This is a genomic window from uncultured Campylobacter sp., from assembly GCF_938045405.1.
In the GTDB taxonomy this organism is placed as follows: Bacteria; Campylobacterota; Campylobacteria; order Campylobacterales; family Campylobacteraceae; genus Campylobacter_B.
The window spans coordinates 1-9,432 of sequence record NZ_CALIMW010000001.1 but is presented as its reverse complement, the minus strand read 5'-3'; the positions used below and the strand labels follow the sequence as shown (position 1 = coordinate 9,432).

General features: G+C 47.3%; 9 protein-coding genes and 1 pseudogene. 4 read left to right on the top strand and 6 right to left on the bottom strand.

Annotated elements, in window-relative coordinates; all coding sequences use genetic code 11:
• Both Q0140_RS00050 and Q0140_RS00045 read left to right on the top strand, forming a co-directional pair.
• On the top strand, nt 1–304 hold a 304-nt coding region (locus Q0140_RS00050; RefSeq protein ID WP_297960281.1), incomplete at its 5' end, for a hypothetical protein.
• 50 nt (nt 305–354) lie between these two features.
• Nucleotides 355–858, top strand: coding sequence for a hypothetical protein (locus Q0140_RS00045; RefSeq protein WP_297960278.1), 504 nt, complete (start codon nt 355–357; stop codon nt 856–858).
• 118 nt (nt 859–976) lie between these two features.
• Here Q0140_RS00045 and Q0140_RS00040 read toward each other — a convergent pair whose 3' ends face one another.
• The 6 genes from Q0140_RS00040 to mltG all read right to left on the bottom strand — a co-directional run bounded on the left by Q0140_RS00040 (nt 977) and on the right by mltG (nt 6,146).
• Nucleotides 977–1,531 (bottom strand): 2-oxoacid:acceptor oxidoreductase family protein, encoded by a 555-nt coding sequence (locus tag Q0140_RS00040; protein WP_297960276.1) that lies wholly within the window; start codon nt 1,529–1,531, stop codon nt 977–979.
• Nucleotides 1,528–2,373, bottom strand: a complete 846-nt coding sequence (locus Q0140_RS00035) for a 2-oxoglutarate ferredoxin oxidoreductase subunit beta (protein ID WP_297960272.1) — start codon at nt 2,371–2,373, stop codon at nt 1,528–1,530. The genes Q0140_RS00040 and Q0140_RS00035 overlap by 4 nt, the downstream gene beginning before the upstream one ends.
• Complete coding sequence (locus Q0140_RS00030; RefSeq protein ID WP_297960269.1) at nt 2,374–3,495, bottom strand: 2-oxoglutarate synthase subunit alpha; 1,122 nt, start codon at nt 3,493–3,495, stop codon at nt 2,374–2,376.
• Nucleotides 3,495–3,806 (bottom strand): 4Fe-4S binding protein, encoded by a 312-nt coding sequence (locus Q0140_RS00025; protein ID WP_177388316.1) that lies wholly within the window; start codon nt 3,804–3,806, stop codon nt 3,495–3,497. The genes Q0140_RS00030 and Q0140_RS00025 overlap by 1 nt, the downstream gene beginning before the upstream one ends.
• Before the next feature lie 399 nt (nt 3,807–4,205).
• Complete coding sequence (locus Q0140_RS00020; RefSeq protein ID WP_297960267.1) at nt 4,206–5,087, bottom strand: malate dehydrogenase; 882 nt, start codon at nt 5,085–5,087, stop codon at nt 4,206–4,208.
• 108 nt (nt 5,088–5,195) lie between these two features.
• Nucleotides 5,196–6,146, bottom strand: coding sequence for an endolytic transglycosylase MltG (gene mltG / locus Q0140_RS00015; protein ID WP_297960264.1), 951 nt, complete (start codon nt 6,144–6,146; stop codon nt 5,196–5,198).
• A gap of 130 nt (nt 6,147–6,276) precedes the next feature.
• On the opposite strand from mltG, the gene Q0140_RS00010 reads away from it, so the two are divergent.
• A complete protein-coding gene (locus Q0140_RS00010) occupies nt 6,277–8,865 on the top strand; it encodes an AsmA-like C-terminal domain-containing protein (RefSeq protein WP_297960260.1) in 2,589 nt (862 codons plus the stop codon).
• Nucleotides 8,862–9,432 (top strand): annotated as a pseudogene (locus tag Q0140_RS00005) (integrase); the annotation flags it as partial. The gene Q0140_RS00010 and the pseudogene Q0140_RS00005, both read left to right, overlap by 4 nt.

Sequence of the window (9,432 nt, the reverse complement as noted above, 5' to 3'; positions counted from 1 at the left end):
AAGCTGTGGATCGCTCGGCATAGCGCTTTTCGACTCCAATAGATATGAAGACTCCGCCTCCGCTTATAAAAAAGCTTGTGAGGCCGGCGTAGTAACCTACTGCTATATGCTAAGTGCGACCGAAATACACTATGGCGGAGATGTAAATTTGGTAATTAAATATCTTGGTAAGACATGTGAAGCAGCAAATAGCCTGTTTAAAAACGAAGCGTGCAAGATAAAAGAGGAATTGGAAAAGTGCCTAAATGACAGCGAGTGCAATCCTATAAAAAAAGCAAGAATTTTGTTAAAAAGCGTAAGATGATGTTGTTTAAAAAGCCGCTTTATATATCAAAATTTTAAATAGGAGAGAAAATGCAGAAAATTAAATTTATAATTCTAGCTTTCATATTTTCAATATGCTCTAGTATGGCAAGACCCATGGATTCGAGCTTTTTCAAAACTTGGGAAGAAAAAGAGCTAAATTTAGAGTGCGATAGCGGCGATGGAAAATATAGCGCATGCACGAGGCTAGTCGAAATTTTATCCAAGAAGTGCGACGATGGGGATTACGAAAGCTGCGGATCGCTCGGCGCGGTGCTTTTGGTTACAATGGGTAGATATAAAGATTCCGTTTCAGCATTAAAGAAAGCTTGTGAAGCGGACATGATGTATTATTGCTTTTTGCTAGCAGGGAATGAAATATTTTACGGCGGAAATATACATAGGGCTATCGGTTACTTTGACAAGGTTTGTTACGGAAAAAACAGCGACAAGAAGGATTTTTCCTGCAAAATAAAGGAGCAATTAGAAATTTGCCTAAGCGATAGCGAGTGCAATCCTTTAAGAAAAGCGATAAGTATACTTGTACCAAAATAAAAATTTTAACAACGCGATAAATTTCATCCTTATAGCTGATGCACTTCGCAAAAAAAAAGCAAGAATAAAGCCGCTAGAATATTACCGCCCACTTCTATCGTTTCGCTGCCATAAAATTTTACTCCGTCTCCAAAACCTCTCTCGCGTATTTCATCCCCAAATCATACGCCTTTTCATTTAGCGCACGGGTTTTTTCAGGCACAGAGCGGAGCATTTGCTTTTTTACTAGCCCTGAGTCCATACAGCGGCTAAGCTCTACTGCGATCGCTAGAGCCACGATACTTTGAGTGATGACATTTCCGACTTCGTATTTTGCGATGGTGATGATTGGAATTTCATAAATTTTAAAGTTTATCCTATCCTCATCGCTCGGCACTACTAAATTCGGCTCGATTACGATCACGCCGCCTTTTTTCACGCCGCTTTTGAAAGCATCGTAGCTGCTCTGCGCTGTTGCGAGCATAAAATCGATCTCGCCCTCGCTCGCGTAAGGATATAGAATTTCTTCATCGCTTAAGATAATATCCACTTTCGTAGGTCCGCCACGTACCTGAGAGGTATACGTAGATGCCTTGATTCCATAGCCGCCGTGCGCGATCTTTGCCGCAGCTAGAATTTCACCTGCTAAGATCACGCCTTGACCGCCCACTCCCACAAATCTTAATTGATTCATCTTAGTCCTTCAAAATTTATCTCTTCGCCGCTTTGCGCCGCATCTATCACCTTTTGATACGCCTTTGTGTATTCGGTGCGCTCATTATCTTCGTGTAAAACCCCAAGCGGAAATAGCCCCGCTCGCTCATCCTCGCTAAGAGCGTCAAATTTTGCTTTAGAGACCGTGCGCGAATCAAGCCACTTTAGCATTTGCACCGCCTCGCTCATTTTATTTTTACGACCCAAATTTACGTGGCAGTTGCTAAAAATATCAAAAAAACTATAACCCTCGTGCTCAAAGCCCTTAGCCAAAAGTCGCTCGATTTTTTCGGGATTTGTCACGCTCTCGCGTCCGACAAAAGTTGCTCCGGCAGCGATCGCAAGTTTCGCCGCATCAAAGCTGGGATCGACATTGCCATATTGTGCCGTAACCGTCCAAAACCCGCGCGGCGTCGTAGGACTCGTCTGCGAGTTTGTAAGCCCGTAGATGAAATTATTTACCAAGATATGATTTAGATCGATATTGCGGCGGCATCCATGGATCGTGTGATTGCCCCCTATCGCAAGCCCATCGCCATCGCCAGTGACTACGATTACGTGCTTATCGGGATTTGCGAGCTTGATACCCGTAGCATAAGCTATCGCACGCCCGTGCGTCGTATGGACGGTATTGCAGTCTATGTAACTAGACATCCTGCCACTACAGCCGATACCGCTTACCACGCACACATCGTCCATACTCCAGCCTATGCGGTCAATCGCGCGAATGATCGCTTTTAAGATCACTCCGTCGCCGCAGCCCCAGCACCAAAGCGTAGGCATCTTGTCCGTTCTTAGATATTTGTCGTAATCAAACGCCATTTAAAGCTCCTTTACTTTCTCGATAATCTCGCTAGGGCTGATCGGTCTGCCGTTTGCCTTAAGAAGCGTCTTAAAATCATCCCTCAAGCAAGCGCGCTGCACCTCTAGCAGATACTGCCCTAAATTTAGCTCGGCGATCAAAATTTTATTAAATCTCTCCCCTAGCTCCCTTAGCTTGTGCGCTGGGCTTGGCCACAGCGTGATCGGGCGAAAAAGTCCCACACGCACGCCTTGCCCTCGTAGCTTTAAAATCGCGTCTTTTGCTGCTAAGCTAACGCTGCCGTAGGCGATGATGCAAGCATCAGCGTCATCTAGCATAAATTCCTCATATTGCACGATCTCATCTTCATGCGCCGAAATTTTATTAAAAAGCCTTTTTATAGAGCGATCCACGATCTGCTCGTTTTCGGTCGGAAAGCCCTTCGCGCCGTGATGAAGCCCCGTTATGTGATAGTGGTATCCCCTAAAAAAGGGATTTAGCACCGCAGGCTTATCGGGCGCAGCATCGTAGGGCTCATAATCTTTCGGACTACCTTTAAATTCCGCCCTGCGCTCGATTTTTAGATCCGAAATTTCAGGAAGCATCGCCTTTGCTTGCATATGCCCAAGCGTCTCATCAAGTAGCAAAAATACTGGCGTCATAAACCGCTCGGCTAGATTGAAGGCGCGCACGGTCTGCGTGTAAGCCTCCTTTAGCGAGCCCGGGCACAGCGCGATGCTTTGAAAATCACCGTGAGTGGGGTTGCGAGCTTGCAAAATATCGCCCTGTGCCACTCGCGTAGGAAGTCCGGTGCTAGGACCTCCGCGCATAACGTTTACGATTAAAAGCGGAATTTCAGCGATAAAGCCAAGCCCAATCTGCTCTGATTTTAGCGAAATTCCAGGACCGGAGCTTGCCGTCATCGCCTTTGCACCGCTCATCGACGCGCCCAAAGCTACCGAAATGCCCGAAATTTCATCCTCCATCTGGATAAATTTGCCTCCGACCTTAGGTAGCAAGCGACTCATCTCGTGCGCGATCTCGCTGCTCGGCGTGATCGGGTAGCCGCCAAAAAAATTACAGCCGCAATCAATCGCCGCACGCGCAATTAAGGCGTTGCCTGTGGAAATTACTTCTCTCATTATGCGTCCTTGGGTTTCATAAAATTATTGTTTTTGATTTTTTCAGCCATCTCTCTAGCCTGCGAGCTTAGACGAGCGAATTTAAAGCCTTTGGGCGCAACGAAAATCGCAAAATCAGGGCAGTGCAACTCGCACTCCCTACAGCCGATACAGGCGCCCTCATCCACCACGTCGATCATCATGCCTTGCACGGCGCCCTCGTCCTGTCTCATCGCGATCGCGCCGCTAGGACAGACGCTTACGCAGATGTTGCACGCCTTACAGCGGCTCTCATCCGTCCAGACAGCGCGCTGGCTCTCATTTTCGCTCATATTTTCTCCTTAATTTATCAAAATCCGCACTAAATCTCGCTTCGCGATTTAAAATTTGAAATTTTGCGGCGCAAGCCTGCTTTGATCGCATTAAATTTCTCTCATTTTTAAATTTTGCAGAGTTTAAATTTTAAAATTTTGTGGCTCTCAAAAATTTACGTCGCGCAGAATTCTGAGCCAAAGTAAAATTTTAATCTACGAAATTTCACAACGGAAAATTGCGCAAATTTTAAAATTCCGCAGCGAATGAAATTTTACGCTGCAGAATTCCGCGAGCTTAAATTTCTTGCCGAAGTGAAATTTAATGCCGCAAAATTCTATCGCAAGAATTCTATATACTTTGAAATTTTAAATCTACGAATCCCGCTTCCGCGTCGCGTCGAATTCGCTCTATATCCACTAAAACTTCAGCCCCGCTACCCGCTCGCGCATCCGTTCGAGCTGCTCATAAAACTCACCCGAGTAGGCGAAATTTCTCTCTATCGCGCCCATTTTGCCGACGCTTACGAAGCGCCCCAAAGGCACTCCCGATCTATCCGCGACGCAGCAGGCAAGCGTGCCGCAGGTATCAAAAAGAATGTATTTTATGATCTTTACGATGCCCGCAGCGGGCGCCAAATACGCCGACGTGCCCAGCAGCTCGCCGATCTGCGCGCCGGCGCGTTTGGTATTTTGCACCGCGCGACCAAAAATTTCATCCGAAATTTCAAATCCCAGCTCGTTTTTAAGCGCGATCATCTCTTCGCTATGCGGGCCCACGATCGCGCTTCTCATCGATGAAATTTCCTTGCCGCTCGCTCGCGCGAGTTCAAATTTAAGCCGCGCGCCGTCTAGCTCGCCCGCCATGCCGATGACGCGCTCTTTTGCAAACCCGCTAGCTTTAAGCGCCGCATAAACCATCATATCAAGCGGATTAGTAACGACGATGATGATGGAGCTAGGCGCGTATTTTGCGGCATCTCGCGCGCATTGCGCGACGATGGCGGCGTTGCTGCCAAACAGCTCCTCCCTGCTCTGTCCTGCCTTTCTTGCGCGCCCTGCCGTGATCACGACAATGCCTGCATCCGCTATGTCGCTAGGCTCCGTGCTGCCGCTTATGCGCAGGTCTCGCTCATAAACCGCCGCCGCATGGGCAAGATCGAGCGCCTTGCCGCGCGCGATCTGCTCTACCGTATCCACAAGCGCGATGCTATCTATCTTTTGGCTCAAAGAATCGCTTACGATAAGATCGTTCGCTACCGCTGCGCCGATGTTTCCTGCGCCGAATATCGCTATTTTCATTGTTATCTCCCAAATATCAGCCCGCATTTTTATAACTGCGGGAGTTTAAATTTTAAAATTTAAAGACGAAATTTCGTTTTAAAATTTAAGCAGAAGCGACCTTAAATTTTACCTCTGCGCCTTTACGTTGCGCTCGTGCTCGGCTTGCGTGCGCGCAAAATCGTGAAGCCCCGTTTTTTTATTTCGCATAAAATACAGATACTCGCTCTTTGCAGGCGCCAAAGCTGCGCGTATTGCATCGCGAGAGACCACACACACGGGCTCTTTGGGAAGTCCGTCGTTAAGGTAGGTATTGTAGTGGCTGGTATCGGTGCGGATGCGCTGCGGAGTGATTTTGACGTGCGAAAACTCGCCGTAATTCAGCGTGCCGTCCATCTGAAGGCGCATATTTTTGGCTAAGCGGTTGTCGATGACGGAGGCTACGAGGGGCATCTCATCTGCGTTTGCGGCCTCTTTTTGAATGACCGAGGCCTTGATCAGCACCTGCTTCCACGCCGTGGCGTTATAGTCGCCGCTAAGCTCGCGCGACAATCCTTCGTGGAATTTTTGCGCGCTTGAGATGAGGTGGTCGATGATATTTTTTTCGCTTTCGTTTTTGCTAATTTTGTAGGTTTCAGGCACCAGAAAGCCCTCGTAAAACGGCGCCGTGGCGTTGTATTCGCGCTCAAGCTCGCTAAAGCTTAGCCCGCGATCTTTCGCAAGCTGTTTTAAAAACACGATCGTAGTCTCTCCCGGGATCAGCTTAATCTCGTTCATCACGGGCTTTGCAACGCTTAGCTCATATAAAAACTGATATTTGGGCAAATTTTCGCCGCTAAGCTCCAGCTCGCCGGTTTTTGCGCCGCCGTAAAAAGAAAGCAGCCTCGCGTCAAATTTGCTAAATTTAGGATAGCTCTTTGAAAGTTGCGATAAAATTTTCGTTGAGCTGCCCTGACCTATCTGCACGGTTGTCGCGTTGCCGACGCGCTCGTGTAGATCAAAGCCCACGGCCAAAAGGACGATAGCCGCAAGCTCGATACAAATGCACGCCGCTTTGATGAGCTTTATAAAGAATTTCATGCATTCCTTTCAAAATTTAGCTGAAATTATAGGCAAATAAGCCAAAATTTTGAATAAATTTCATATTATAAGCGCAGTTTTTCGGCACGCCCGATTTGGTTTTGGGGCGGAGTTTTTTGATGAGGCGACGATGTTTAGAACTTTGGCTAGATTTTTTTTGTGCATAACCATACTTTTTATAATCTGTGCGGTAGGCCTAAAGCACGGTATTGCGATTTCGCAGCTGGATGTGGGCTTTACAAAGCTTGAGGGGTTTTATCTCAAGCTAAATAAAGGTCTCGTGCTGCGTATCAAAAATCTTGAAATTACGCAAAATAATACACAAAATTTAGAGCAAAATTCCACCGATCTGCGCACGCAAAGCGAGAAAATTTTGGAATTTAGCAAAAAAATCTCGCTTATCAACTCCTTTTTTGAAGAGATCGACGTGCAAAATTTGAAGATCAAGGGCGAAAGTCTAAAGCTAAAATACAAAAGCGACGTTTTTTACGCAGATACGCGGTTTTTTAGGCTAAACTCGCAGATCACGCCGAGCGCAAACGGGCTGAACTTCGATCCGATCGAGTTTGAACTAAATGATTTTAATCTCACTCTGCACGGCACGGCGCGAGCAAATTTCAAAGCCGATACGTATGATTTTAACGGCACCTTCGCTTCGCACGAGATCGCGGGCGAGCTTGACGTGCACAATATCGGCTCGGAGCTAAATATCGAGATAAACCGCGCCTCGGCCTTGAGTCTGAAAAATTTTATGAATGAGCTGGGGGCACTTACGGGACTAAATCCCCTTGCGAACGAGTGGATCTACGGCAAGGCGGTCGCGCAAAACTACTACATCGAAAATCTACATGCCAAAGTCGATCTGAAAGATCCGCGTCCGATCGCCGAAAATGTCAGCGCCACGGCTTACGCGCAGGATCTTACGATAAAATTTCAGCCGCAAATCGAAGCCGTAACGGTGAAAGATGCCAACATCACGCTCAAAAACGATTATCTAAGCTTCACGCTAAATGAGCCTAAATTTAAAGGCAAAAGCCTGGAGGGAAGCGGCGTGCGTATCGGCGGACTCTTTGAAGAGAGGCCGGTCGTATATCTGGATCTGCGAACTAAAGAGAGTTTAGGCAAAGACCTTGTAGATATTTTGCAAAGCTACGGCATAAATGAGCCCGTATATTCGCTAGGCGGCGGGATCGATGCACGCGTGTTGATAAATGTGGACGTAGAAAAGGAAAGCGCCAAGGTGGATGCGAACGTGACGCTAAAAGACGCCGATCTGATGATCTCTAAAGCAAAATTTCACTCCAAAGCCGCGCAGGTGCACATCACTGAGAAAAAAATCGAAATCAAAGACGCGAATCTACAAAATGAAATTTTTAACGCCACCGCAAGCGGCAGTATCGATATCGCCACGCGCAAGGCTAAATTTAACGGCGTTATTCATAGCTTCAATCTCTCCCCGAACGGCAAAGAAATTTTAAAATTTGGTGACGTGCGAGATAATATGAGCCTTGATTTTAGCGGCAAGACGCCGGTGCTGAGCTCGCAATTTTTGGGCGCGAAGATGAGCTTCGGCGAGCGGATCGAGATTAGCTCGCCCGATATTAGCGGAATTTTGCCCTTTTCTAAGACGCTTAAAAACGCGGGCATTAGCGGCGGAGATCTTAAAATTTTAACCAGCGATTTTACAAACTTAGATATCAGCAGCAGCAATCTCATCTTTGATTTCGGTCTGCTGAACAAAGACGGAAGCCATTATAAAAACGACTCTTTCGCGCTTCGGGTGCGCGGCGGTGATCTGGAAGGCTCTAGCGGAAGCGGTAAAATTTCTCTCAAAATAAACAAAGGCGGCAACTTCGTCTCTTTAAAAGACGTGGACGTCGCGATCAATACGAGCGTGCAAACCAGCGAGTTTAATAGCGGCACGAAGGAGCGCTCGCCGATAAATTTCAGCGGGCAAAACTCTTCCATAGTGCTATCCGATCTTAATAAGACGCTGAAATTTACGCACTTTAACGGCGTGCTGGACGGCAAAAATATGAATTTAAACGCAAGCTTTAAACGCGGCGACGTGAAGTTGATCTTTAAAAAGAGCTTGCTTCAAATTTTTGCGCAAAACATCAGCGGCGAGGCGCTTAATCAATTCCTGGGCTCGCAGAGCTTCGACGGAGGGGTATTTACGCTAAAAGCAAGCGGCATCGATCCGCGCAACTACCGCGGCGAGATCAACGTGCAAAACACCTATCTGAAGGACTACATCATCTATCAAAGACTGCTTAGCTTTATAAACTCCGTGCCGTCGCTGCTTACGTTTAAGACGCCCGATTTCAACGATCGCGGCTTTAGCGTGCAGAGGGGCAAAATTTACTTTCGCCGCAGCGGCGATAAAATTTATATAAACGCGATGAATTTTACCGGCAGTAGCGCAGACATCGCAGGCAACGGCGAAGTGGATATGAAAAGTGGCGCGCTAAATATCGATCTGGAGCTTAAATACCTAAAAGACGCAAGCTCGATAATCTCAAAAATCCCGCTTCTAAATCATATCATCTTGGGCGAAAACAACACGATCTCCACAATCATCGAGATTCGCGGCACGACGAAAAAGCCCACCTACTCGACCGGCGTTGCGACCGACGTGCTAAAAACGCCGTATAATCTTATCAAAAACACGCTGATGCTGCCTTTTGTGATCTTCGGCGACAGCGAGGAGAGCAAATGAAATTCCCGCTCGATTATAAGGATAGCTTTGAAAAATCGCTGCTGTTTTGGCTCGTAAAATTCGTGCGCTACAAGCTAAGCGCGCTATCGAATAAGGAGCTGAAAAACGACGCGCTGTTTCGCCGCGCGAGCCTGGCGCTAAATCACGAGGTAGCAAACATCAATGAACTCGAGCGGCTCGCAAAAGATGCGCGAAATGCAGGCCTTACGGGCATTAACACTTACTTCAATCCGCTTAAAAAATTTTACGAAGCGATCGTAGAATATAACCTTGAAAGCATGAGAAATATCGACGAGGAGCTTTTGAGCGAAATTTTAGCCTCCATTACGGGCGGGCTGAGCGATGCGAGCAAAAAAAACTACCGAATCGCGCTGATAAATTTTTTCGGCTTCATCGACCGCCAAAACGAGCAGGACGGCACCTCGCACAACTACGGCATCGAGCTTAAGCACTGGGGCGGCATTAGCGGCAGCCGCGGCACGAAGCTTCCGGAGTTTATGAGCGAGGAGGAGCTGAAGCGGTTTTTGGACGCGATAAATCTAAGCGAGTTTCGCTCCTTTGCCCATC